Below are 26,159 nucleotides of genomic sequence, written 5' to 3' on the forward strand. Positions count from 1 at the left end.
CAGTTGATCAAGCGGCACCTGGGGAGGGCGCGACATGTTCGGCAAGCTGTTCGGCAGGGCGGGGGAGAGACCGGCGGCGGATCCGCACGCCCTCCGCGTCCTGCCCGGGCGCAGGAACGGGACGTACATGGTCCGCGCCCTGGGCGACACGCGGGTGCTGGCGCTGGTGGAAGCGGCCGACGCGGGGGACTGGGACGGGGTGAAGGCGGCGCTGAGCCCGTTCGACCTCGGCCGGGACCACCAGGTGCTCGGTGAACTGGCCGACCTGGACGGGGTGCAGGACTGGATCGGCGGGGCCGTCCAGCACGACGCGGAGCACCGGGCGACCGCGCTGCTCATATCCGGGGCGCGCCACATCGCCTGGGGCTGGGAGGCACGGACCGCCGATCTCGCCGTGAACGTCACGCAGGAGCAGTGGCGCGTCTTCCACGAGCGGCTCGAGATCGCCGAGGAACAGCTGCTGCTCGCCGCCGAGCTGCGGCCGGACTGGATCACCCCCTGGTGCCGCCTCCTCACCTCCGCCCGTGGCATGTCGCTGCCGGACGAGGTCAAACTCACCCGGTACGAGGCCGCGCTGCGCCGCGACCCGCTGGACCTGGAAGCCCATGTCGAGCGGGTCTCCCAGCTCCAGCCCCGTTGGGGCGGCGAACCGGGGGAGGCAATGAGGTACGCCCGCGAGGCGTTCACCCGCGCACCCGAGGGGCACCGCCTCGGCTGTGTGGTGGCCATGGCCCACATCGAGGACTGGGTGGAGTCGGACAGCCCCAGCTGCCTGGACCTGCCGTACATCCAGAAGGAGCTGCGGGAGGCGGCGCGGCACAGCATCCTCCACCCCGCCTATGAGCGGCGCCCGGGCTGGCAGCAGGACTTCAACATGTTCGCCATGGCCCTGTCGCTGGCCTCGGAGAGCGTCGTCGCCCCGCGGGTCTTCCACGAGCTGGGCGGCGCCTGCACGCCGTGGCCCTGGCGCTACATGGCACAGCCCGAGAAGGCCTACGCCCGCTTCCGCCGTCACGCCTGAACCGGCCGGGCCGCAACGCCCGAACCGGCGGGCCGCATCCCGGCCGCCGTCACGCGTGAGCCGGTCGGGTCCTGCTCCGGCCGCTGCGACGCCGACCCGGCCGGACCGTACTCCGGCCTCCGGCACGCCCGGTCCGGCGCCCCTCGCGCCCCATGATCCCCTCACTACTCCACCACGCCACCCCGGGACTGCCCGATGACTCTGTCCGACGCTCCTTCGAACCCGGCCGGCGCCGACCGCACCTTCCAGGTGGATCTGCGCGGCCTCGTCGACCTCCTCTCCCACCACCTCTACTCCAGCCCCCGCGTCTACCTGCGCGAACTCCTGCAGAACGCGGTGGACGCGCTGACCGCCCGGCACAGCCTGGAACCGGCCGCCCCGGCGGGCGCCTTCGGCATCCGGCTGTACGCCGACGGATCGGTCGTACGGGTCGAGGACGACGGTGTCGGCCTCACCGAGGCCGACGTGCACACCTTCCTCGCCACCATCGGCCGCAGCAGCAAGCGTGCCGAGCAGGTCGCCGAACAACGCGGCGACTTCATCGGCCAGTTCGGCATCGGACTGCTCTCCTGCTTCCTGGTCGCCGACGAGATCCACGTCGTGAGCCGCTCCGCCCGCACCCCCGACGCACCCGCCGTGGAGTGGCGCGGACGCGGCGACGGCAGTTACACCGTCCGCACCCTGCGCGCCTCCGCCCGGCCCCGGCCCGGCACCACCGTCACCCTGACGCCCCGCGCCGACGCCGGCGAGTGGACCCGGCCGGCGCGGGTGCAGGCGCTGGCCCGGCACTTCGGCTCCCTGCTGCGGCATCCCGTGACCTTCGACGACGGCACGGGCGGTACGGGCGCCCCCGTGAACCCCGAGCCCGCGCCCTGGGCCCGTACGTATCCCACCCCGGGGGCCCGTTCCCGAGCCCTGGCCGCGTACGGCGAGGAGGTCTTCGGGTTCACGCCGCTGGACACGATCGAGCTGGACCTGCCGGCCGTGGGCCTGAAGGGCATCGCCTGCGTGCTGCCGCAGGCGGTACCGGCCGGACGCCGTCACGGCCACCGCGTCCACGTCAAGGGCATGCTGCTGTCCGAACAGGCCGAGGAGATCCTGCCCGAGTGGGCGTTCTTCGTCCGCTGCGTCGTCGACGCCGAGAGCCTGCGCCCGACGGCCTCCCGCGAGTCCCTTTACGAGGACGACACCCTCGCCGCGGTTCGCGACGCCCTCGCCGAGCGACTGCGCGCCTGGATCGCCCGGGCCGCCGCCAGCGACCCCGACCTGCTCGCCCGCTTCCTCCACGCCCACCACCTGGCCGTGAAGTCGCTCGCCGTGCACGACGACGAGATCCTGCGGATGCTGCTGCCCTGGCTGCCGTTCGAGACCACCGACGGGCACACCACCCTCGACGAGTTCGCCCGCACCCACCGCACCGTGCTCGTGACGTCGAGCGTGGAGGAGTTCCGGCAGGTCGCCGCGATCGCCTCGGCCGCCGGGCTCGGCGTCGTCAACGGCGGCTACACCTACGACCGCGAACTGGTCCACCGGCTGCCCGAGATCCGGCCGGAAACCAGCGTCGCCGACCTCGACCCGGCGACCCTCACCGCCCACCTCGACCCGGTCGACCGGGAGACGGAACTCGCGGCGGCGGCCTACCTCGCCCGGGCCCGCGAGGCCCTGGCCGTCTTCGACTGCGACGTCGCGCTGCGCACCTTCCAGCCCGCCTCCGCCCCCGCCCTCCTCGTCGACAGCCGAGAGGCCCGGCACGAGCGCACCCGCTCCCAGCTCGCCCGCGAGCAGGAGGGCGGCCTGTGGGGCGACATCCTCGGCGCCCTGCGCCAGGAGGCCCCGCGCGCCCAGCTCATCCTCAACCAGCTCAACCCGCTGGTCCGCACCGCCGTCGCCATCGACGAGCCCGAACTGGCCCGCACCAGCGCAGAAGCCCTCTACGGGCAGGCCGCGCTGCTGTCCCGGCGCCCGCTCAGGCCCGCCGAGTCGAGCCTCATCAACCGCTCCTTCCTCGACCTCCTCGCCCACGCCCTCCGCAAGGACAACTGACGATGCCCACCGCACCCCATCCCCAGAGCATCGACGAGCTGTACGAGGCGCTCCGCGCCAACCAGCAACGCCCCTACGGCCGTTCGCGCACCGTCACCGCCGAGGAACTCGTCGACGCCGCCGAGCAGTTCGATGAGCCCCTGCCGCTCGTCCGCGCGCTGCTCGAACTCCACGAGGCGTACACGTACGGTTCCGAGCCCCGCAAGTCGCCCGTGGCCTTCGCCCGGCTGCTCACCCTCTTCGACGAGCAGCCCGACGTCTTCGACGAGAACCTGCGCCACCTGCTGTTCTGGCGGTTCAAGTGGGTGGCGGCCGCCCTGCGCGCCCTGCCGGAGATACCGCTGGCCAGCCTGCGCCAGTGGCTGACCGAGATGCGCGAGAGGTACGAGAAGGCCGGTCACGGCCTCCAGCCCTACTACGGGCAGGCCTACCGGCTCGCCGCCCACGTCGGCGAGGACGAGGCGCCCGCGTTCGAACTGTGGGCGGGCCGTGCGCGCACCCGGCTCAGCGACTGCGAGGCCTGCGAGATCTGCGAACGGGCCCTGTACCACCTCGCGTCGGGCGACGACGAGCGGGCGCTGCGCACCTGGGAGCCCGTCCTGGCCGGCAAGGAGTCGTGCCAGGAGGAACCCGCCCGCTCCATGGCCTACGCCCTGCTGCCCCTGCTGCGCACCGGCCGCACCGACCGGGCACGGGAGCTGCACCTCGTCGGATACCGAGGCTGCCGCCGCAACCCCTCGATGTCCGGAGAGGTCGGCCGGCACCTGGAGTTCTGCGCGCTGACCGGCAACGAGGCCCGCGGCCTCGAACTGCTCGCCGAGAACCGCGCTCTGTTCACCGAGGTCGACTCGCCACTGGAACTCCTCGACTTCCTCACCGGCGTCGAGGTCCTCCTCCAGCGCGTCGAACAGCTGGGCCACGGCGAACTGCCCGCCGCCGGTCACCCGGGCCGCACCTGGACGGTGACCGGGCTGCGCGCCGAGGTGCGCGACCGCGCCGGCGATCTCGCCGCTCGCTTCGACGCCCGCAACGGCACCACGACCCACACGGAACGCCGCGCGGCCCGCCTCGGCCGCGCCCCGCTCCTTCAGTCGCTGGAACTGACCCTGCGCACCCGCCGGCTCGACGACGTCGCCCCGGCCGCCGCCCCGGTCGCCGCTCCCGTCCCCGCCACCACCCCCGCCGCCTCCGAATCACTGCCCGAACTCGTCGCCCGGGCACGGGAGCTGGACGAACGGGGACACCCGGACGCGCGGTCCTGCTGGGCGGCGCTGCGCACCCGGGTCACCGCCCGTGACTACACGCACCCCGACGACCCCGCCGTGGGCCCGCTCGAGCGGCTGCGCGCCGACCTGCTGGCCGACGAGGCGAGCCGGCTGGGCGAGAAGGACGACTTCACCGAGGCGGCCGCCCTCTACGAGGAGGCCGCGGCCCTCTACGACGACGCCGGAACGCCGGCCCACGCGGCACTCGCCCGCGCCCACGCCCTCCTCGCCACCGCCGAGGCCCCGCCCCCAAGCCCCGCTGCCGCCGGGGAGACCGCCGCCGCACCGCCGAGGCAAGCGGCGGCTGCGATGTCCGCCGAGGCTGTCGCGGCTGCGCCGGCCGGGGAGTCCGCGCCACCCGGGGCCGTGCCCGCGGCGCCGTTCCAGCCCCCGGCCGACGGCGCCGATGCCACCCCGGCCAAGATCGCCGCGCTGACCGCCGCCCACGCGGCCATGGTCCGCCTGTACGAGGAGACTCCCGGCCTGGCCCCGTACCAGGAGGCCCGCCTGCTGCGGCTCAGGGCCACCGCGCTGGGCCTGCGCCTGCAAGCGTCCGGGAGCGACGGGCACGTCACCGCGGTCCTCGACGAGGTCGAGCTGCTGCACGCCTTCGCCACCCGGCACGACGTCCCCGGGCAGATCGCCGGCGCCCTGATGCTGCGGGCCAGCACCTACGCCATCTCCGGCGACCTGCCCGCCGCCCTCGCCGAGACCGACGCGCTCCTGGACCGGCTGAAGGCGCACGGCCCCGCCTGGCACCTGCCCCGGGCGCTGGGCCTGCGCGCCCGGCTCCGACTCGGGCTCCGGGACGCGCAGGCCGCCCACGCGGACCTGGGCGAGGCGCTGCGACTGGCCGCCGACTGGCCGGCCGACGCCGTCGACACCGCCCGCCTCCACGGCGACCTCGCCGAAGCCTGCATGCACCTGGGCCGCCCCGACGAGGCGCTGCGGCACCTGACCCGCTCCGCGGAGCTGAACCTGAGGCGCGGCGACCGCTTCGACGCATACTGCACCTACAGCAACGCCGCCACGCTCAGCCTGGACCTCGGCCGCGTCGAGGACTGCATCGCGCTGCTCGACTCCCTGCTGGCCGAACCGGACGTCGCCGACGGAGAGCTGGACGACCGGCTGGTCGCCCAACTGCGCCTGACCCGCGCCCGGGCGCTGCACACGGGGGAGGACCTCAGGGCGGCCACGGCCGAGTTCCTCGCCCTCGCGGCCGAGTCCGCCGGCTGGGACGACGACCCGGGAAGCCACGCCATGATCGCCTCGGAGACCGCCGTACTCCTCGCCGAGGCCGGTGAGTTCGGCCGGGCCCGCGAGGCGGCCGACCAGGCGCTGGCGGCCCACGCCCGCGACCCGCGCCACGAGGCGCTGAGCAACTGCCTGCGCGAACTGGCCCGCCTCCAGGCCCAGCAGCGGGGCTCCGACGGCCTGGCCGAGGCGCTCGCTTTCCTCGCCGACGCGGGCCGGGTCGCCGACGGAGCCCGCGCCGCCGGGTACGAGGCCCACGGGCGTCCCCTGGACTCCGCGCTGGCCTACGAGTACGGACGGGTTCACGCCTACGCCGGCGCCTACGAGGACGCCCTGACCGCCCTGGAGAAGGCCCTCGCCCTGGTCGGTGAGCCAGGACCGGACAACGACCGGGCCGGCGAGTGGGCCGAGTGCGTCCGCTTCGCGGCCGCCATGGAGGGCGTCTATCTGAAACGCCCCGCGCCCGCCCTGGTCCGCCTGGACGCGGCCGTCTCCCACTTGACCGCCCTGGGGCACACCGAGGAGACGGAGCCGCTGACGTCACTGGCCGCCCGGCTGCGCGACGAGGACTGAGGGGGCGTCAGGGGGCGGCGGATCCAGGAGCGGCCGGGCGTACGGCACCCGGCCGCTCAGGGATGCGAGAGCTGTCCCGCACCGCCCCGCCGGCCTATCCGCTCCTGGCCCCGCTCGGCGGCCCGGGCCTGGCGCCGCGCCCGGCGACGCTCACGGCGCACGGCCCGCGCGGTGCTGCTCGGCACCGACACCACACCGTGCCGCTGGTTCCACACCTGCCGGGTCACCCACACGTCCAGCACGCCCCAGGTGGCGACCACCGTGCCCGCGACACTCGCGAGCACCATCGGGAACGCCAGCCAGGACTCCGCCAGCGTGCACAGGAAGGCCACCATCGCCAGTATCAGCGTCACGGCGACGACCAGCACCGCGCGCACGGCCGCCGTACGCACCGGATCCGGCATCCGTCGGCGCCGCGCGGGCTCCTCGATCCACAACGGCCGGTATCCCGGCCGTCGTTCACCCGCACTCGTGTCCGCCGGCGCCCCGCGCCGCTCCGCCGTGCTCATCGACATGTCACTCCCCACCGCCGGCAGACAGCTCGCCCGTGTCCCGGGACACGGCTCCCCTCTGGCTGCCCGGCTTGCGCCGCTTTACGCCACCCGGGGGCAGGATGCGGCTCCTGTGGCCGAATCCGCCTCCATTTCCCGTAGTGAAGGACGAACGACGGGTACCCAAGATTCCCGGAAATCCTGCCCGGTCGAAAAAATTCGGCCAATCCGCCCGTCACGACGGAACGACGGCCTCCCTGCCGTCACCCGAATCCGGGGACGCAATCTCCCGCAATGACCGGACAACTGACCATCGGCGACGCCGGGTACGGAGGTTCGGCCTCCGGATGAGTCTTCGAGTTACCTGTGGGTCAGTAGTAGGCTCGCGCCGTTTGTTGACGCACATGTGTACCCCCACCGTTGGGGGCCGAGCTGGGGGAGGCCATGCGCTTTCGCGGGAAGTCGATCCGCCGGAAGATCGTGGCGCTGCTCCTCGTGCCGCTGGTGTCCCTGACCGCGATCTGGGCCTTCGCGACGGTACTGACGGGACGTGAGGCGGCGCAGCTGTTCAGCGTCTCGACCGTCGTCGAGGAGATCGGCTACCCGATCGAGGACACCGTCCGCGTCCTGCAGCAGGAACGCCGCCAGACCCTCGTCCATCTCGCCGACCCGCGGGCCTCCGACGGACTCGCCGCCCTGCAGCGCAGCCGCACCGCCACCGACGAGGCCGTCGCCGAGATCCGACGCAACGCCGCCGACGCCGACGTACGGGACGACCTCGGCCGGGCCGGGGAGGAACGGCTCACCGCGGTGCTGGACGCGTTCGACGGCATCGGCTCACTGCGCCGCAGCGTCGAGGACGGCACCGTCAACCGCGCGCAGGCCCTCGGCCTCTACAACCGCCTGGTCGACCCCTGCCACGACCTGCTCGCCAACCTCGACGTCGTCGACGACGTGGGCCTCGACAAGCAGTACCGCGCGCTCGTCAACGTCTCCCGCGCCCGCGAACTGCTCTCCCGTGAGGACGCCCTCCTCGGTTCCGCCCTGGTCACCGGACGGCTCACCCGCACGGAGATACGTGACGTCTCCGACCTCGTGGCACAGCGCACCATGATGTACGACATCAACCTGCCGCTGCTGCCCGCCACCGAACGCGGCCGGTACCAGCGCTTCTGGAAGAACGCGTCCTCCGCCCCCCTCCGGGTCGCCGAGCAGGCCGCCGTCTCCGCAGACAGCGGCACACCGCACGGCGTCACCGCCCAGAGCTGGGACGCCGCCGCCGGGAGCGTCCTCAAGGAACTCGGCGAACTCGACGACGACGCCGCCGACCGCTACCAGGACCGTGTCGACCCCGTCGCCACCAACACCATCGCCAAGGTCGTCATCGCCGGAGCGCTCGGCCTGATCGCCCTGCTGTACTCCCTCTTCCTGTCGGTGCGCGTCGGCCGCTCCCTCATCCGCGACCTGAAGCAGCTGCGTCTGGAGGCGCACGAGGCCTCCGGCGTCCGCCTGCCCAGCGTGATGCGCCGTCTGTCGGCGGGCGAGGAGGTCGACGTCGAGACCGAGGTGCCGCGTCTGGAGTACGACAAGAACGAGATGGGCGAGGTCGGGCAGGCCCTCAACACCCTGCAGCGGGCCGCCGTGGAAGCCGCCGTCAAGCAGGCCGAACTCCGCGCGGGCGTCTCCGAGGTCTTCGTCAACCTCGCGCGCCGCAGCCAGGTGCTCCTGCACAAGCAGCTCACCCTGCTCGACACCATGGAGCGCAGGACCGAGGACACCGAGGAACTCGCCGACCTGTTCCGTCTCGACCACCTGACCACCCGCATGCGCCGGCACGCCGAGGGCCTGGTCATCCTCTCCGGCGCCGCGCCCTCCCGGCAGTGGCGCAAGCCCGTCCAGCTCATGGACGTGGTGCGGGCCGCCGTCGCCGAGGTCGAGGACTACGAGCGCATCGAGGTGCGCAGGCTGCCGCGCGTCGCCGTCACCGGCCCCGCGGTCGCCGACCTCACCCACCTGGTGGCCGAACTGCTGGAGAACGCCACGGTGTTCTCGCCCCCGCACACCGCCGTCCAGGTGCTCGGCGAGCGCGTCGCCAACGGCTTCACCCTGGAGATCCACGACCGGGGCCTCGGCATGGCCGCCGACGCCCTCCTCGACGCCAACCTCCGGCTGGCCGAGACACCCGAGTTCGAGCTGTCCGACACCGACCGGCTCGGCCTGTTCGTCGTCAGCAGGCTCGCCCAGCGCCAGAACGTCCGGGTGTCCCTCCAGCCCTCGCCGTACGGCGGCACCACCGCGGTCGTCTTCGTCCCCGACGCACTGCTCACCGACGACGCCCCGGACACCAACGGCGTCGGCTTCCGCCTCGACCGCCCCCAGCCCGCCAAGACGAAGGGGCGTGAGGAGAGCCGCCGTTCCGCCCTCTCCCACGTGCCCGCCCGGCTCCCCGAGCGGCCGGCCGTGATGCTGGACGGCCCGGTCGAACTGGAGGCGCCCGTCGACCTCGACGCCCTCGACCTGCCGGGCGTCCTCGACGACCAGGACAGCGAACGCGGCGGCCTGTTCCGCCCGCGCCGCCCGCTGGCCGCGGCCGACGACGACCAGGCCCGCCGACCCGGACGGCGGCGCCCCGAGCCCCGGCACGGCGACGAACCGACCGAGGACGGGACCGGTGCGAACGAACCGGTCGCGCTGCCGCGCCGTCGAACCCCCAAGCTGGTCAGCTCGCACGGGCGTCCCGTCCCCGAACGGCCCGCCCGGGACACCGCCGACGAGCCGTCCGCGACCGGCACGGACCGGACCGAGCGTCCTGCCGCACCCGGGACCCGGACGGACGGCCTCCCGGCCCTGCCCGCCCGCCGCCGCGGCGACCGCGCGGGAGACCGTGCCGAGGGCCGCGACGGCGGCGTGCCCCCCGCGCCGCCCGCGCGCGAGGGCACTGCGTCCGCCGGCGCCGAGCCCGGCGCGCTGCCCAGGCGCGTGCGGCAGGCCAGCCTGGCCCCTCAGCTCCGGCAGAGCCCCGAACCGCCCGCCGAGGACGGCCCCGACCCCGCCGACCGCGACGCCGACGAGGTGCGCAGCCGTATGGCCTCGCTCCAGCGCGGCTGGCAGCGCGGCCGCAAGGAGAACGCCGCGACCGGGGACCCGTCCGGCGGCACAGCACCATCCGCACCACGAGGAACGACTAAGGGGGACGGTCGATGACCGCACCGAAGACGACCGGCCACACCGCGACCAAGTCCGGGGAGCTGAACTGGCTCCTCGACGACCTGGTGGACCGGGTCGCGAGCATCAGCAAAGCCGTCGTCCTGTCCGGCGACGGGCTGGCGACGGGCGTGTCCAAGGACCTCACCAGGGAGGACAGCGAGCACCTGGCGGCCGTCGCGTCCGGATTCCACAGCCTCGCCAAGGGCGTGGGCCGGCACTTCGAGGCGGGCAGCGTCCGGCAGACGGTCGTCGAACTCGACGAAGCCTTCCTCTTCGTCACGGCCGCCGGCGACGGGAGCTGCCTGGCCGTGCTGTCCGACGCCGACTCGGACGTCGGCCAGGTCGCCTACGAGATGACCCTGCTGGTCAAACGGGTCGGCGTGCACCTGGGCACCGCTCCGCGCACCGATCTGTCCTCCGGCGGGTAAGTGGGATGACATGAGCGCAGACGGTCAGGGAACACACCACTGGTTCGACGACGAGGCCGGCCCCGTCGTCCGTCCGTACGCCATGACACGCGGCCGCACCACCAGCGCGGCCCAGCACCGCCTCGACCTGATCGCGGTGGTCGTCACGGAACCCCACGCGGACGAGGCGGAGGCGGACGTCACCCTCTCCCCGGAGCACGTGGACATCGTCGGGCTGTGCCGCGAAACCCCGCAGTCGGTCGCCGAACTCGCCGCCGAACTCGACCTTCCCGTCGGAGTGGTGCGGGTGCTGGTCGGCGACCTCGTGGACAGCGAACTCGTCCACGTGAACCGGCCCGTGCCCCCGGCCGAACTGCCCGACGAGAACATCCTGCGCGACGTGATCAACGGCTTGAGGGCACTGTGAGCCGTCCCCCGGGCACGTCGGGCGGCGGCAGGTTAAGGAGAAGAAACCGATGATCTTCGGGCGTTCCCAGCGCGGCAAGCCGCCGGTCGAGCCCGTCACGCTCAAGATCCTGGTGGCCGGCGGGTTCGGCGTGGGCAAGACCACCCTCGTCGGCGCGGTCAGCGAGATCAGGCCGCTGCGCACCGAGGAACTGCTCACCGAGGCCGGCCGGCCCGTCGACGACGTCAGCGGCGTGGAGGGCAAGCACACCACCACCGTGGCCATGGACTTCGGGCGGATCACCCTGCGCGAGGACCTGGTGCTGTACCTCTTCGGCACGCCCGGCCAGGAGCGGTTCTGGTTCATGTGGGACGAGTTGTCCGAGGGCGCGCTCGGCGCCGTCGTGCTGGCCGACACCCGGCGCCTGGAGGACTGCTTCGCCGCCGTCGACTACTTCGAGCGGCGCGCCATCCCGTTCGTGATCGGCGTCAACTGCTTCGAGGGATCGGCGCGCTACCCGGCCGAAACCGTCCGCCAGGCGCTCGACCTCGACGCGGACGTGCCCCTGGTGATGTGCGACGCGCGCGACCGGGAGTCCGTCAAGGAGGTCCTCATCGGCGTCGTCCAGCACGCGATGGCCCAGGCCTCGGACCGCCGCCGGGCCGTCACGACCTGAACGCGCCCGGCCACTTCCCCCGTCCGCCCCACCCCTGATAGATGCAGGGAACATGACACGACTCTCCACCACCCTCCGCGGTCTGGTCACCGCCCTCGCCGCCGTGCTCGCCGTCACGGCCGTCCCCGCCACCGCACAGGCACGGCCCGAACCGAGGGCCCCGGAGGACTTCGTGGCGCTGCGCAGCGTCGACCCGACGATCATCGAGGAGATGCGCTACGTCACCGCGCACAACTTCGTCGGCGAGCGTGTCGACGGCTACCGGCAGTCCCTGTGTATCCTCACCCGCCCCGCGGCCGAAGCCCTCCACCGCGCCCAGACCCGGCTGCTGCGCCAGGGCTACTCCCTCAAGGTGTACGACTGCTACCGGCCGCAGCGCGCCGTCGACCACTTCGTCCGCTGGGCCGAGGACCTCGACGACCAGAGGATGAAGGCCGAGTTCTACCCGGAGGTCGACAAGACCCGTCTGTTCGCCGACGGCTACATCGCGGAGAAGTCGGGCCACAGCCGTGGCTCGACCATGGACCTCACCCTCGTGCGGCTCCCCGCGAAGCCCACCCGCCCGTACCACCCCGGACAGACCCTGGTGCCCTGTTTCGCGCCGCAGGACGAGCGCTTCCCCGACAACTCCGTCGACATGGGCACCGGCTACGACTGCTTCGACACCCGCTCGCACACCCTCGACCCCCGCATCCAGGGCGCCCAGCACGCCAACCGGATGCTGCTCAAGAACACCCTGGAGGACGTCGGCCTGGTGAACCTGCCCGAGGAGTGGTGGCACTTCACGTACAAGCCCGAGCCCTACCCCGACACCTACTTCGACTTCCCGGTCTCCGCGAAGTCGCTCGCCGGCCGTCGCTGACCGGCGGCCTGCCGGAGCCGCCACCTCCGGGATCGGATACAGTCCGCCGCGTGTCCGAAACTGAAACCTCCGTTCCCAACTCCGCGCCCGGCTCACACTGTTCGAGCTGCGGATCGCCCTACGGAGAGGGCGTCTCCGGCTGGCCCCGCACCTGCCCCGCGTGCGGCACCGTGGCCTACCGCAACCCGCTGCCGGTCGCGGTGGCCCTCCAGCCCGTGTACGACACGCAGGGCACCGCCCTGGTCGTCATCACCCGCACCGTGACCCCCGCGCGCGGGGGCGTCGCCCTGCCCGGCGGCTACATCGACGACCGGGAGGACTGGCGGCAGGCCGTCGTCCGCGAACTCAAGGAGGAGACGGGAATCGACGCCGCGAGCCGCGACGTACGCCTCGCCGACGCCATGAGCTCGCCCGACGGCCACCTGCTGCTCTTCGGGCTGCTGCCCGAGCGGCCCGCCGAGAACCTGCCGCCCTCCGCCGCCACGGACGAGACCGAGGGATGGCACCTCCTGCGCCGGCCGGAAGAGCTCGCCTTTCCGCTCCACACCCGGGCCGTGCAAGCGTTCTTCGAGGGCCGCTACATCTGAGCCGGCCGCTCCGCGAGCCCACGGACGCGGACCGGGCAGGACGGCTCACTCACGCCGTCCTCGCCCGACCGCTCCACGACCACCCGCCGCCCCTCCCAGCGGGACACGTACCGTTCGATCTCCGGTTCCACCCAGCCGTCGCCCGCGTCCGGCACGACCAGCCCGCCGCCGGTCCGCCCCCGCGCGGGCGCCCACACCTCCAGCTCCGTCCCGCCGTCCTCGCCGCGCACCGGAACCACCGCCCCCGCGCGCGCGAACACCGGGATCCGGGCCAACGGGGCGTCGACGACCACCCGCGCGGGCCCCTCGTACGCCCGCTCCGTCACCACGTCGTACCAGCGCCCTCGCGGCAACCGCACCGCCCGCCGGTCCGCACCCGGACCGAGCACCGGGGCCACCAGCAGACAGTCACCCAGCAGAAAGGCGTCCTCGCAGTCCCGCAACGCCCGGTCCTCCGGCGCCGACCACCACAGGGGACGCACATAGGGAGCCCCCGTACGCCGGGCCAGATGGGCCAGCGTCACGAAGTACGGCAGCAGCCGCCGCCGCTCGACGAGCACCACGCGCGCGTGCTCGAGGACCTCGGCCCCCAACTCCCACGGCTCCCCGCACCCCGCCCCGTGTCCGGTGCGCGTGCGCAACAGCGGCAGGTGGGCGGCCAGCTGGAGCCACCGCAGATACAGCTCCGGCGACGGAGGCCCCTCTGAGCCACCCACATCGGTCCCCGAATACGGCACCCCGCACAGCCCGAGCCCCATCACCCGCGCCAGCGACGACCGCAGCCCCGCCCAGCCCGCCCCCACCTCCCCGGACCACGTGCCGCCGTAGCGCTGCAGGCCGGCCCAGCCGGAACGGGAGAGGACGAACGGACGCTCGCCCGGCCTCAGAGTCCGCAGCCCCTCGTACGCGCTCCGCGCCATGCCCAGCGCGTAGACGTTGTGCGCCTCCCTGTGGTCGCCGCGCCCGCCCTCCAGCGCGTGCCGGGCCGACCGCGGCAGCGTCGGCTCCCCGAAGGCGGCGAAGGACGTGGGCTCGTCCAGGTCGTGCCAGAACCCGGTGAACCTCTGCCCGAGCCGTTCCTCGTAGAGCCCGCCCCACCACGCACGCACCCGCGCGTGCGTGAAGTCCGGGAAGACCACGTCCCCGGCCGGCCCCACACCCTGGACCACCGTCCCCGCGGCGTCCCGCACGAACACGTCGCCGCGCGTCCCCGCGTCGTACACGGCGCTGCCGGGCACGGCCACCACCGCCGGCTCGACCGCCGACACGAGCCGTACCCCCTCCCTGCGCAGCTCCTCCGCGAGCACGGGCAGCTTCGGGAACCGCTCCTCGTCTACGGTGAACGCCTGCCGGCCCTCGGCGTGCCCGACACCCAGATGCACCGCGTCCAGCGGCAGGCCGCGCTCCTGGTGACCGGCCACCACCCGCCGCACGTCCTGCTCGTCGCCGTACCCGGACCGCACGTGATGGTGCCCGAGCGCCCACGCCGGCGGCAGCGCGGGCGCGCCCGTCAGCGACGCCCAGGCCAGCAGCACACGCGCGGGGGTCCCCACCATCACCCAGCACCGCAGCGGACCGCCGTCCATCCGCAGCACACTCCGCCCCGGCCGGTCGTGCCCGGACCCGGCCCCCTCCGCACCCTCCCGCAACGCCACCGTGCCGTCCCACGTGCTGTCGTGGAACACCAGGTGCGTCCCCGCGTCCGCCACCACCATCTGCACCGGCATCGTGACGGACGCCGCGTCCTCACGGGCCGCGCGGGGCCGACCGGAACCGGCATTCCACAGGCGGTACACACCGTCGCGCAGCCGCGGACCCACGGACCGCCCACCGAGCCCGAAGAACCGGGCGTCGGCCGCCACCTCCGAGCGCTGCGTCCAGCGCGCCGGCCCGCCGTCGACCGGCTCCCACCAGCGGGGCGGCAGCTCACGACGCAGGACCACACCCCCGGGCGTGCGGACCTCGACCGCCCCGTTCCGGGACACCGCCACCGTCGCCCGCTCCGCCACCACCCGCCAACCGCCGTCCTTGTCCGGCTCCAGCACCGCCCGCGGATCCGGCTCCGGACAGCGGCCCGCCAACGCGTAGGAGGACTCCGGCCCCGTCCCGTCCCAGCCCCAGAACACGGCGCCGTTCACCGCGACGAGGATCCGCAACTCCGACCGCCCGAACCGGACCACACCGCCTCCCGGCCCGGACTCCACCTCCCGCATCGCCCCCGGCACCCGCGCCCGCTCCGCGCCCCGCGGCGGCAGCGCCGCGGCGTCGGCACGCCGTCTGCGCCACGCCCCCCGCACCGAACGCCACCCGTGCGCCACCCCCGCGGAACCCACCGTCTTCATCGAACGCACCAGGTCACGACCGTCCATGCCGATCACCCTGCCATCCACCACCGCGCGCGTGGGCGTCGTTCAACTGCCGTTCACCCGTGGCCGGACCACATCTTCATGTCACCGACTGTGTGGAGCGCACCCTGGTGCGGAAGTCGATCACATGGCATCGTCCCTGTCAGCCGCGTCACGCGCACACCCCAGCCCGTGCGCGCAGGACGCACACGACGCGCACAGTCCGGGAGCCGCCCCATGCCGACCGAGAACCCCCAGCCGCTCTGGCAGCCGGATGCACCACGCATCGCCCAGGCACGCATCACCAGGTTCCAGACCTGGGCGGCCGAGCACCACGGAGCCCCCGCCGACGGCGGGTACGCCGCCCTGCACCGCTGGTCCGTCGACGAGCTGGACACCTTCTGGAAAGCCGTCACGGAGTGGTTCGACGTCCGCTTCTCGACCCCCTACGCGCGCGTGCTGGGCGACCGGACGATGCCCGGCGCCCAGTGGTTCCCCGGTGCCCGGCTGAACTACGCCGAACACGCCCTGCGCGCGGCCGCCACCCGCGCGGACGAACCGGCCCTCCTGTACGTCGACGAGACCCACGATCCGACCCCCGTCACCTGGACCGAACTGCGTCGCCAGGTCGGCTCCCTCGCCGCCGGACTGCGCTCCCTCGGCGTACGCCCCGGCGACCGCGTCAGCGGCTACCTCCCCAACATCCCCCAGGCCGTGGTCGCCCTCCTGGCCACGGCCGCCGTGGGCGGCGTCTGGACCTCCTGCGCGCCAGACTTCGGCGCCCGCAGCGTCCTGGACCGCTTCCAGCAGGTCGAACCCGTCGTCCTGTTCACCGTCGACGGCTACCGCTACGGGGGCAAGGAACACGACCGCCGCGACACCGTCGCCGAACTCCGCCGGGAACTGCCCACCCTGCGCGCGGTGATCCACATCCCGCTCCTCGGCACCGAGGCCCCCGACGGCGCGCTGGACTGGCAGACCCTGACCGCCGCGGACACGGAACCCGAGTTCGAGCAGGTGCCCTTCGACCATCCCCTGTGGGTGCTCTACTCCTCCGGCACCACCGGCCTGCCCAAGGCCATCGTCCAGTCCCAGGGCGGCATCCTGGTCGAGCACCTCAAACAGCTCGGCCTGCACTGCGACCTCGGCCCCGAGGACCGCTTCTTCTGGTACACCTCGACGGGCTGGATGATGTGGAACTTCCTCGTCTCCGGCCTGCTCACCGGCACCACGATCGTCCTCTACGACGGCAGCCCCGGCTTCCCCGCCACGGACGCCCAGTGGCGCATCGCGGAACGCACCGGCGCCACCCTCTTCGGCACCTCAGCCGCCTACGTCATGGCCTGCCGCAAGGCCGACGTCCACCCGGCCCGCGACCTGGACCTCTCCGCGATCCAGTGCGTCGCCACCACCGGCTCCCCGCTCCCGCCCGACGGCTTCCGCTGGCTGCACGACGAATTCGCCGCGAACGGCTCCGACCTGTGGATCGCCTCCGTCAGCGGCGGTACCGACGTGTGCTCGTGCTTCGCCGGCGCCGTCCCCACCCTCCCCGTCCACATCGGCGAACTCCAGGCCCCGGGTCTCGGCACCGACCTCCAGTCCTGGGACCCGAACGGCAACCCCCTCACCGACGAGGTGGGCGAGCTGGTCGTCGCCAACCCCATGCCCTCGATGCCGATCCGGTTCTGGAACGACCCCGACGGCAGCCGTTACCACGACAGCTACTTCGACACCTACCCCGGCGTCTGGCGGCACGGCGACTGGATCACCCTCACCTCCCGAGGCTCCGTCGTCATCCACGGCCGCTCGGACTCCACCCTCAACCGCCAAGGCGTCCGCATGGGCTCCGCCGACATCTACGAAGCCGTCGAGCGACTCCCCGAGATCAAGGAATCCCTCGTCATCGGCATCGAACAGCCCGACGGCGGCTACTGGATGCCCCTGTTCGTACACCTGGCGCCCGGAGCCGCCCTCGACGACGCCCTCCTGGACCGCATCAAGCAGACCATCCGCGCCAACCTCTCCCCGCGACACGTCCCCGACGAGGTCATCGAGGTTCCCGGCATCCCGCACACCCTCACCGGCAAACGCATCGAGGTCCCGGTCAAGCGCCTCCTCCAGGGCACCCCGCTCGACAAGGCCGTCAACCCCGGCTCCATCGACAACCTCGACCTGCTCCACTTCTACGAGGACCTCGCCCGCAAGCGCTCCTGACCAGCACACCCACGAGCCGGCCGCCCCGCCCGGCGGCCGGCTCCCCGCGCCCGCCCCGTTGTCAGTGCCGCCGATTACTGTGAGTGAGCATTGATCGACCGTGCACAGGGGGAAGAAATGGCGCACACCGACCAGAGCGATCACACCATGCGACGCGTCCTGCGCCGCGAGATCGCGGGCACCATCGGCCTGCTCACCGACGAACACGACTTCCGCGCCATGCGGCGCTACCGCAGCTTCACCTTCCACGACCACGCCGCCTACCTGCGCCAGGTGGAAGCCATCCTCCGGACACGGGCGGCACAAGGCACCCACACCACGATCGCGCTCTTCGACCCGGAGGAGTACGCCGACTTCTGCACGGCCGCGGGCCTCGAACCCGACGCCTCCGCCAGCCGTGCCCGGTTCACCGCCGAACTGGCCGCCCACGGCCCCACCGTGCCGTACGAGGGCCAGTCCCTCACCGACCTGCTCCCGGCCCTCGTCGACGAAGCCGTCCGCCAGGCGACCTGGGAGTACACCTCGACCCTCCTCGCCACCCTCGGCAGCTGCGCCACCTGCGGCGAGGACCTCGGACGAGCCGCCTTCACCCGCGCCCACCGCCTCCTGCACCGGGTCCTGGAATCGGCGCCTCCGGGCAACCGGCACCTGGTCTGCAGCGTCAAGGGCCACCCGGCGGAGACCCTCCTCGCCGTCCTGCTCGTCGAGGAGGAGAGCGACGGCACCCCGCACATCGACGAGGCCGAGGCCCTGGAGTTCACCAGCGTCCTCGCCCTCGGCCTGGCAACCCACAGCCCCGGCGGACTCGTCATGCGCATCAGCCCGCCGAACGGCCCCGACCGCATCCACGGCTGGCGCCTGCGCGGCTACGGCCTCGAACCCCTCACCGCCGCGGAGGTCTTCGACGCCTACTGCACGGACGTCGAGTCCGGCGACCTCATCTCCCCGGAATCCAACGTCGACTACTGCGCACCGCCCGACCTCGGAGACGACCGCCTGCCACCGGGACACCACCACTGAACGCGGGCGGGGCGCCCCACCCGAAGGCGGAACGCCCCGCACCACAGTCACGGCGACAACGACACCCGGCCCCTACTCGCCGGACAGCACCGCCTGCGCGGCGTTCCGCGCCTCCTCGGCACTGTCCGCGGCCCGGGCGGCAGCCGCGGCACGCTCGCACTGGGCCAGCGTGAACTTGGCCAGCGTCGCCCGCACGTACGGCAGCGACGCCGCGCCCATCGACAGGGAGGTGACACCGAGACCGGTCAGCACACACGCCAGCAGCGGGTCCGAAGCGGCCTCGCCGCAGACACCGCAGCTCTTGCCCTCGGCCTTCGCCGCCTCGGCCGACAGCGCGACCAGGTCGAGCAGCGCGGGCTGCCACGGGTCCTGCAACCGGGACACCGCGCCCACCTGGCGGTCGGCGGCGAAGGTGTACTGCGCGAGGTCGTTCGTCCCCAGCGACAGGAACTCGACCTCCTGCAGCACCGAGCGGGCCCGCAGCGCGGCCGACGGGATCTCCACCATGGCGCCGAACTTCGCGCGCAGCCCGGCCTCGCGGCAGGCATCCGCGAACGCCTTGGCATCGGCCCGGTCCGCCACCATGGGAGCCATGACCTCGAGGTAGACCGGCAGCCCCTCGGCCGCCTTGGCCAGCGCGGTCAGCTGCGTACGCAGGACGTCGGGGTGGTCGAGCAGGGTCCGCAGGCCCCGCACGCCGAGCGCGGGGTTCGGCTCGTCGCCCGGGGTGAGGAAGTCCAGCGGCTTGTCGGCGCCGGCGTCGAGCACGCGCACGACGACCCGGCCCTCCGGGAACGCCTCCAGCACCTGGCGGTAGGCGGTGACCTGCTTCTCCTCCGACGGCGCGTTCTCGCTGTCGTCGAGGAACAGGAACTCGGTCCGGAACAGACCGACGCCCTCCGCGCCGGCCTCGACCGCCGCCGGCACGTCCGCGGGACCACCGATGTTCGCCAGCAGCGGCACCTTGTGACCGTCCGAGGTCGCCCCCGGTCCCGTCGCCGCGGCGAGTGCGGCCTTGCGCTCGGCGGCCTCGGCCGCCAGCCGTGCCTTCTTCTCCTCGCCCGGGTTCACGAAGATCTCACCGGTGCTGCCGTCGACGGCGACGACGGTGCCCTCGGGAAGCTCACCGGCGCCCGGCAGGGCCACCACGGCAGGCACGCCGAGTGCCCGCGCGAGGATCGCGCTGTGACTGGTCGGCCCACCCTCCTCGGTGACAAAGCCCAGGACGAGTGTCGGGTCGAGCAGCGCGGTGTCGGCCGGCGCCAGATCCCGCGCGATGAGCACGTACGGCTCGTCGCTGTCCGGGACGCCCGGCATCGGCACCCCGAGCAGACGGGCGACGATACGATTCCGCACGTCGTCGAGGTCCGCCACGCGACCGGCCAGGTACTCACCGGCACCGGCCAGCAGAGCGCGGTACGCAGCGAAGGCGTCGTACACGGCACGCTCGGCCGTGCTCCCGACGGTGATCCGCCGCTCGACGTCGGCCATCAGCTCGGGGTCCTGGGCCATCATGGCCTGCGCCTCGAGCACGGCCTGGGCCTCGCCCCCCGCCAGATTGCCGCGCGCCATCAGATCGGCCGCCACAGCTTCCACGGCCTTGCGGGCGCGTCCCTGCTCACGCTCCGCGTCCTCGGCCGGAATCTGCTTCGCCGGCGGCTCCAGGACCGCCGTCCCCATGTGCCGAACCTCGCCGATCGCCACACCGTGGCTCACGCCGACGCCTCGCAGCGTTGTCTCCATCTCACCCGTCCCGATCGTGCGGCGGGTCCCGCCGCCGCGGTGGTTGTCCTACCAGCCGTCGATGCCGCCGCGCGACGGCGTCGACGTCACTTCCAGAGGAAGAGGCTTTCGCCGGCCTTCACGTCGCCGTCCTCACGGAGTTCGGTGAGCGCCTCGGCCGTGGCCTCCAGGGCCACGATCGGGCAGACCGGCGACTTTCCCGCGGCCTCGACCGAGGCCGGGTCCCAGCGGACCACGCCCTGACCGCGCACCACGGTGTCGCCCTTGTTCACCAGCAGCTCGAAACCCTCCCCGTTGAGCTGCACGGTGTCGATGCCGAGATGGGTCAGCACACCGTGCCCGCTGTCGTCGACGACGACGAAGGCGTGCGGGTGCAGAGAAACGATGACGCCGTCCACGGGGGCGACCGCCTCGGAGGGCTCCCGCACGGGGTCGATGGCGGTGCCCGGGCCGACCATGGCCCCGGAGAAGACGGGATCGGGCACAGCGGCCAGGCCGATGGCGCGTCCTGCGAGCGGGGACGAGACGGTGGTCATGGGAAGCCTCCCAGGGCGGAGATCTGTACGGGCCGTCACTGCTTGTCCCGGACGGCACACTGAGCAGCAGGGTATGTCATAGGAAGTACCGGTTCCGCATGAGTCTTACCAATAGAGGTCTAGACCACACTCGTCGCGGATTTGCACCCGTTCGGCGGCCCCGTGTACAGTCGTTACTCCTGCCTGAGGGTTGAGCGGTGCGAGCAACGCATCCTGGCCCTGGCAGTACCCAACTCATCAGATCCTATCTCTGGATCGCCTTCTGCATGTCCGCAGGACGGTGGTCAGAGGGACCGGAAAAGCCTGATAGTGTTGGAAACACCGAAGGGAAGCGCCCGGAGGAAAGCCCGAGAGGGTGAGTACAAAGGAAGCGTCCGTTCCTTGAGAACTCAACAGCGTGCCAAAAGTCAACGCCAGATATATTGATACCCCGACCTGATCGGTTTGATCGGGTTGAGGTTCCTTTGAAACACACAGCGAGGACGCTGTGAACGTCGGGATTATTCCTCCCGATGTTCCGCTCTCGTGGTGTCACCCGATTACGGGTAAACATTCACGGAGAGTTTGATCCTGGCTCAGGACGAACGCTGGCGGCGTGCTTAACACATGCAAGTCGAACGATGAACCACCTTCGGGTGGGGATTAGTGGCGAACGGGTGAGTAACACGTGGGCAATCTGCCCTGCACTCTGGGACAAGCCCTGGAAACGGGGTCTAATACCGGATACTGACCTGCCAAGGCATCTTGGCGGGTCGAAAGCTCCGGCGGTGCAGGATGAGCCCGCGGCCTATCAGCTTGTTGGTGAGGTAATGGCTCACCAAGGCGACGACGGGTAGCCGGCCTGAGAGGGCGACCGGCCACACTGGGACTGAGACACGGCCCAGACTCCTACGGGAGGCAGCAGTGGGGAATATTGCACAATGGGCGCAAGCCTGATGCAGCGACGCCGCGTGAGGGATGACGGCCTTCGGGTTGTAAACCTCTTTCAGCAGGGAAGAAGCGAAAGTGACGGTACCTGCAGAAGAAGCGCCGGCTAACTACGTGCCAGCAGCCGCGGTAATACGTAGGGCGCAAGCGTTGTCCGGAATTATTGGGCGTAAAGAGCTCGTAGGCGGCTTGTCGCGTCGGTTGTGAAAGCCCGGGGCTTAACCCCGGGTCTGCAGTCGATACGGGCAGGCTAGAGTTCGGTAGGGGAGATCGGAATTCCTGGTGTAGCGGTGAAATGCGCAGATATCAGGAGGAACACCGGTGGCGAAGGCGGATCTCTGGGCCGATACTGACGCTGAGGAGCGAAAGCGTGGGGAGCGAACAGGATTAGATACCCTGGTAGTCCACGCCGTAAACGGTGGGCACTAGGTGTGGGCAACATTCCACGTTGTCCGTGCCGCAGCTAACGCATTAAGTGCCCCGCCTGGGGAGTACGGCCGCAAGGCTAAAACTCAAAGGAATTGACGGGGGCCCGCACAAGCGGCGGAGCATGTGGCTTAATTCGACGCAACGCGAAGAACCTTACCAAGGCTTGACATACACCGGAAAGCATCAGAGATGGTGCCCCCCTTGTGGTCGGTGTACAGGTGGTGCATGGCTGTCGTCAGCTCGTGTCGTGAGATGTTGGGTTAAGTCCCGCAACGAGCGCAACCCTTGTCCCGTGTTGCCAGCAACTCTTCGGAGGTTGGGGACTCACGGGAGACCGCCGGGGTCAACTCGGAGGAAGGTGGGGACGACGTCAAGTCATCATGCCCCTTATGTCTTGGGCTGCACACGTGCTACAATGGCCGGTACAATGAGCTGCGATACCGCAAGGTGGAGCGAATCTCAAAAAGCCGGTCTCAGTTCGGATTGGGGTCTGCAACTCGACCCCATGAAGTCGGAGTCGCTAGTAATCGCAGATCAGCATTGCTGCGGTGAATACGTTCCCGGGCCTTGTACACACCGCCCGTCACGTCACGAAAGTCGGTAACACCCGAAGCCGGTGGCCCAACCCCTTGTGGGAGGGAGCTGTCGAAGGTGGGACTGGCGATTGGGACGAAGTCGTAACAAGGTAGCCGTACCGGAAGGTGCGGCTGGATCACCTCCTTTCTAAGGAGCACTTCTTACCGGTCTTCGGGCTGGTCAGAGGCCAGCATGCGAGCGAACGTCTCGCACTGGTTGCTCATGGGTGGAACGTTGACTACTCGGCACGGTTTCCTTTGATGGATCACTAGTACTGCTTCGGCGTGGAACGTGAGTCCGGACGGGGACCGGGTCGGGCACGCTGTTGGGTGTCTGAGGGAATGAATTTCCTTCAGTTGCCGGCCCCAGTGCACTCGGGAGTTTTTCCGGGGTGATGGGTGGTTGGTCGTTGTTTGAGAACTGCACAGTGGACGCGAGCATCTGTGGCCAAGTTTTTAAGGGCGCACGGTGGATGCCTTGGCACCAGGAACCGATGAAGGACGTGGGAGGCCACGATAGGCCCCGGGGAGTCGTCAACCAGGCTTTGATCCGGGGGTGTCCGAATGGGGAAACCCGGCAGTCGTCATGGGCTGTCACCCGCTGCTGAACACATAGGCAGTGTGGAGGGAACGCGGGGAAGTGAAACATCTCAGTACCCGCAGGAAGAGAAAACAACCGTGATTCCGGGAGTAGTGGCGAGCGAAACCGGATGAGGCTAAACCGTTCACGTGTGAGACCCGGCAGGGGTTGCGTGTGCGGGGTTGTGGGATCTCACTTCTGTTGTCTGCCGGCAACAGGGCGAGTCAGAAACCGTTGATGTAGGCGAAGGACATGCGAAAGGTCCGGCGTAGAGGGTAAGACCCCCGTAGTCGAAATGTCAGCGGCTTGCTTGTGAGACACCCAAGTAGCACGGGGCCCGAGAAATCCCGTGTGAATCTGGCGGGACCACCCGCTAAGCCTAAATATTCCCTGGTGACCGATAGCGGATAGTACCGTGAGGGAATGGTGAAAAGTACCGCGGGAGCGGAGTGAAATAGTACCTGAAACCGTGTGCCTACAAGCCGTGGGAGCGTCGGAACAAGGCTTGCCTTGTTCTCGTGACTGCGTGCCTTTTGAAGAATGAGCCTGCGAGTTTGCGGTGTGTTGCGAGGTTAACCCGGGTGGGGAAGCCGTAGCGAAAGCGAGTCCGAATAGGGCGTTTCAGTAGCACGCTCAAGACCCGAAGCGGAGTGATCTAGCCATGGGCAGGTTGAAGCGGCTGTAAGAGGTCGTGGAGGACCGAACCCACCAGGGTTGAAAACCTGGGGGATGACCTGTGGTTAGGGGTGAAAGGCCAATCAAACTCCGTGATAGCTGGTTCTCCCCGAAATGCATTTAGGTGCAGCGTCGTGTGTTTCTTGCCGGAGGTAGAGCACTGGATAGGCGATGGGCCCTACCGGGTTACTGACCTTAGCCAAACTCCGAATGCCGGTAAGTGAGAGCGCGGCAGTGAGACTGTGGGGGATAAGCTCCATGGTCGAGAGGGAAACAGCCCAGAGCATCGACTAAGGCCCCTAAGCGTACGCTAAGTGGGAAAGGATGTGGAGTCGCACAGACAACCAGGAGGTTGGCTTAGAAGCAGCCACCCTTGAAAGAGTGCGTAATAGCTCACTGGTCTAGTGATTCCGCGCCGACAATGTAGCGGGGCTCAAGCGTACCGCCGAAGTCGTGTCATTGCGATATGTACCCCCAACGGGGATCGTGATGGGTAGGGGAGCGTCGTCTGCCGGGTGAAGCAGCACCGGAAGGTAGTTGTGGACGGTTGACGAGTGAGAATGCAGGCATGAGTAGCGATACAAACGTGAGAAACGTTTGCGCCGATTGACTAAGGGTTCCTGGGTCAAGCTGATCTGCCCAGGGTAAGTCGGGACCTAAGGCGAGGCCGACAGGCGTAGTCGATGGATAACCGGTTGATATTCCGGTACCCGCTGTGAAGCGTCAAACATCGAGCATCGTGATGCTAAGGCCGTGAAACCGTCCGCTGCCGGCTTTGCCGTCAGTGGGAGTGGTGGAGCCGCCGACCCAAGCGGTTAGTAGGTGAGTGATGGGGTGACGCAGGAAGGTAGTCCATCCCGGGCGATGGTTGTCCCGGGGTAAGGGTGTAGGCCGGTGTGTAGGTAAATCCGCACACCTTGTGGCTGAGACCTGATGCCGAGCCGATTGTGGTGAAGTGGATGATCCTATGCTGTCGAGAAAAGCCTCTAGCGAGTTTCATGGCGGCCCGTACCCTAAACCGACTCAGGTGGTCAGGTAGAGAATACCGAGGCGTTCGGGTGAACTATGGTTAAGGAACTCGGCAAAATGCCCCCGTAACTTCGGGAGAAGGGGGGCCACGCCTGGTGATGAGTCTTGCACTCTGAGCTGGGGGTGGCCGCAGAGACCAGCGAGAAGCGACTGTTTACTAAAAACACAGGTCCGTGCGAAGCCGTAAGGCGATGTATACGGACTGACGCCTGCCCGGTGCTGGAACGTTAAGGGGACCGGTTAGCTCAGATTCGTCTGGGCGAAGCTGAGAACTTAAGCGCCAGTAAACGGCGGTGGTAACTATAACCATCCTAAGGTAGCGAAATTCCTTGTCGGGTAAGTTCCGACCTGCACGAATGGCGTAACGACTTCTCGACTGTCTCAACCATAGGCCCGGTGAAATTGCACTACGAGTAAAGATGCTCGTTTCGCGCAGCAGGACGGAAAGACCCCGGGACCTTTACTACAGTTTGATATTGGTGTTCGGTTCGGCTTGTGTAGGATAGCTGGGAGACTGTGAAGCTCGCACGCCAGTGTGGGTGGAGTCGTCGTTGAAATACCAGTCTGGTCGTGCTGGATGTCTAACCTGGGTCCGTGATCCGGATCAGGGACAGTGTCTGATGGGTAGTTTAACTGGGGCGGTTGCCTCCTAAAGAGTAACGGAGGCGCCCAAAGGTTCCCTCAGCCTGGTTGGCAATCAGGTGTTGAGTGTAAGTGCACAAGGGAGCTTGACTGTGAGACCGACGGGTCGAGCAGGGACGAAAGTCGGGACTAGTGATCCGGCGGTGGCTTGTGGAAGCGCCGTCGCTCAACGGATAAAAGGTACCCCGGGGATAACAGGCTGATCTTCCCCAAGAGTCCATATCGACGGGATGGTTTGGCACCTCGATGTCGGCTCGTCGCATCCTGGGGCTGGAGTCGGTCCCAAGGGTTGGGCTGTTCGCCCATTAAAGCGGTACGCGAGCTGGGTTTAGAACGTCGTGAGACAGTTCGGTCCCTATCCGCTGTGCGCGTAGAGTCTTGAGAAGGGCTGTCCCTAGTACGAGAGGACCGGGACGGACGAACCTCTGGTGTGCCAGTTGTTCTGCCAAGGGCATGGCTGGTTGGCTACGTTCGGGAGGGATAACCGCTGAAAGCATCTAAGCGGGAAGCCTGCTTCGAGATGAGGACTCCCACCCACTTGATGGGGTAAGGCTCCCAGTAGACGACTGGGTTGATAGGCCGGATCTGGAAGCACCGTGAGGTGTGGAGGTGACCGGTACTAATAGGCCGAGGGCTTGTCCTCAGTTGCTCG

Annotated in this window: 15 protein-coding genes and 2 rRNA genes; 13 read left to right on the forward strand and 4 right to left on the reverse strand. The window is 70.0% G+C overall.

Features of this window, described 5'->3' with window-relative positions:
• Window positions 1-34: 34 nt before the first annotated feature.
• The 3 genes from NI25_RS32300 (at window position 35) to NI25_RS32310 (ending at window position 6,156) form a co-directional block, all read left to right on the forward strand.
• On the forward strand, window positions 35-1,021 hold the full coding sequence (locus NI25_RS32300; protein ID WP_061445836.1) for a hypothetical protein: 987 nt from the start codon (window positions 35-37) through the stop codon (window positions 1,019-1,021).
• Between the two features lie 195 nt (window positions 1,022-1,216).
• The gene (locus tag NI25_RS32305) at window positions 1,217-3,064 is read left to right on the forward strand and encodes an HSP90 family protein (protein WP_061445837.1); all 1,848 of its coding nucleotides are present in this window, start codon (window positions 1,217-1,219) and stop codon (window positions 3,062-3,064) included.
• 2 nt (window positions 3,065-3,066) lie between these two features.
• Window positions 3,067-6,156 carry a hypothetical protein gene (locus NI25_RS32310; RefSeq protein WP_061445838.1) on the forward strand — a complete coding sequence of 1,030 codons (3,090 nt, stop codon included), beginning with the start codon at window positions 3,067-3,069 and terminating at the stop codon, window positions 6,154-6,156.
• Between the two features lie 56 nt (window positions 6,157-6,212).
• Here the strand turns inward: NI25_RS32310 and NI25_RS32315 are convergent, their stop codons facing one another.
• Window positions 6,213-6,665 carry a hypothetical protein gene (locus NI25_RS32315; RefSeq protein WP_383518601.1) on the reverse strand — a complete coding sequence of 151 codons (453 nt, stop codon included), beginning with the start codon at window positions 6,663-6,665 and terminating at the stop codon, window positions 6,213-6,215.
• A 426-nt stretch (window positions 6,666-7,091) separates the two neighbouring features.
• Here NI25_RS32315 and NI25_RS32320 point away from each other — a divergent pair, with 426 nt between their 5' ends.
• From NI25_RS32320 to NI25_RS32345, 6 genes are read left to right on the forward strand one after another with little or no spacing between them, the layout of a single operon-like run.
• Window positions 7,092-9,851 carry a nitrate- and nitrite sensing domain-containing protein gene (locus NI25_RS32320; protein ID WP_061445840.1) on the forward strand — a complete coding sequence of 920 codons (2,760 nt, stop codon included), beginning with the start codon at window positions 7,092-7,094 and terminating at the stop codon, window positions 9,849-9,851.
• Window positions 9,848-10,282, forward strand: a complete 435-nt coding sequence (locus NI25_RS32325; protein ID WP_061445841.1) for a roadblock/LC7 domain-containing protein — start codon at window positions 9,848-9,850, stop codon at window positions 10,280-10,282. Before NI25_RS32320 ends, NI25_RS32325 begins: the two co-directional genes overlap by 4 nt.
• A gap of 10 nt (window positions 10,283-10,292) precedes the next feature.
• The gene (locus NI25_RS32330) at window positions 10,293-10,688 is read left to right on the forward strand and encodes a DUF742 domain-containing protein (RefSeq protein ID WP_061445842.1); all 396 of its coding nucleotides are present in this window, start codon (window positions 10,293-10,295) and stop codon (window positions 10,686-10,688) included.
• A 49-nt stretch (window positions 10,689-10,737) separates the two neighbouring features.
• Window positions 10,738-11,343 carry a GTP-binding protein gene (locus NI25_RS32335; RefSeq protein WP_061445843.1) on the forward strand — a complete coding sequence of 202 codons (606 nt, stop codon included), beginning with the start codon at window positions 10,738-10,740 and terminating at the stop codon, window positions 11,341-11,343.
• Between the two features lie 52 nt (window positions 11,344-11,395).
• Entirely contained in the window at window positions 11,396-12,205 is an 810-nt protein-coding gene (locus tag NI25_RS32340; protein WP_061445844.1) for a M15 family metallopeptidase, read from the forward strand.
• Window positions 12,206-12,255: 50 nt separating this feature from the next.
• Window positions 12,256-12,792, forward strand: coding sequence for an NUDIX domain-containing protein (locus NI25_RS32345; protein WP_061445845.1), 537 nt, complete (start codon window positions 12,256-12,258; stop codon window positions 12,790-12,792).
• On the opposite strand, the gene NI25_RS32350 is transcribed toward NI25_RS32345, so the two are convergent.
• Window positions 12,783-15,161, reverse strand: a complete 2,379-nt coding sequence (locus NI25_RS32350; RefSeq protein WP_061447185.1) for a glycoside hydrolase family 31 protein — start codon at window positions 15,159-15,161, stop codon at window positions 12,783-12,785. The two genes, NI25_RS32345 and NI25_RS32350, sit on opposite strands and share 10 nt — an antisense overlap.
• A 213-nt stretch (window positions 15,162-15,374) precedes the next feature.
• Here NI25_RS32350 and NI25_RS32355 point away from each other — a divergent pair, with 213 nt between their 5' ends.
• Together NI25_RS32355 and NI25_RS32360 are read left to right on the forward strand one after the other, a co-directional pair.
• A complete protein-coding gene (locus NI25_RS32355; RefSeq protein ID WP_061445846.1) occupies window positions 15,375-17,351 on the forward strand; it encodes an acetoacetate--CoA ligase in 1,977 nt (658 codons plus the stop codon).
• Window positions 17,352-17,468: 117 nt separating this feature from the next.
• Window positions 17,469-18,371: a hypothetical protein gene (locus NI25_RS32360; RefSeq protein ID WP_061445847.1), complete on the forward strand. Its 903-nt coding sequence runs from the start codon at window positions 17,469-17,471 to the stop codon at window positions 18,369-18,371.
• 72 nt (window positions 18,372-18,443) lie between these two features.
• On the opposite strand, the gene ptsP is transcribed toward NI25_RS32360, so the two are convergent.
• Both ptsP and NI25_RS32370 read right to left on the reverse strand, forming a co-directional pair.
• Entirely contained in the window at window positions 18,444-20,114 is a 1,671-nt protein-coding gene (ptsP, locus tag NI25_RS32365; RefSeq protein ID WP_061445848.1) for a phosphoenolpyruvate--protein phosphotransferase, read from the reverse strand.
• Window positions 20,115-20,200: 86 nt separating this feature from the next.
• Complete coding sequence (locus tag NI25_RS32370; RefSeq protein ID WP_061445849.1) at window positions 20,201-20,650, reverse strand: PTS sugar transporter subunit IIA; 450 nt, start codon at window positions 20,648-20,650, stop codon at window positions 20,201-20,203.
• A gap of 552 nt (window positions 20,651-21,202) precedes the next feature.
• Here NI25_RS32370 and NI25_RS32375 point away from each other — a divergent pair.
• Together NI25_RS32375 and NI25_RS32380 are read left to right on the forward strand one after the other, a co-directional pair.
• Window positions 21,203-22,729: ribosomal RNA gene (locus NI25_RS32375) — 16S ribosomal RNA — on the forward strand.
• A 298-nt stretch (window positions 22,730-23,027) separates the two neighbouring features.
• Window positions 23,028-26,150 (forward strand): 23S ribosomal RNA (locus NI25_RS32380).
• Together the 16S and 23S rRNA genes form the textbook arrangement of a ribosomal RNA operon.
• Window positions 26,151-26,159: the final 9 nt, after the last annotated feature.

Origin of the sequence: Streptomyces sp. CCM_MD2014 (genome assembly GCF_000772045.1) — a bacterium.
Taxonomy (GTDB): Bacteria; Actinomycetota; Actinomycetes; order Streptomycetales; family Streptomycetaceae; genus Streptomyces; species Streptomyces salinarius.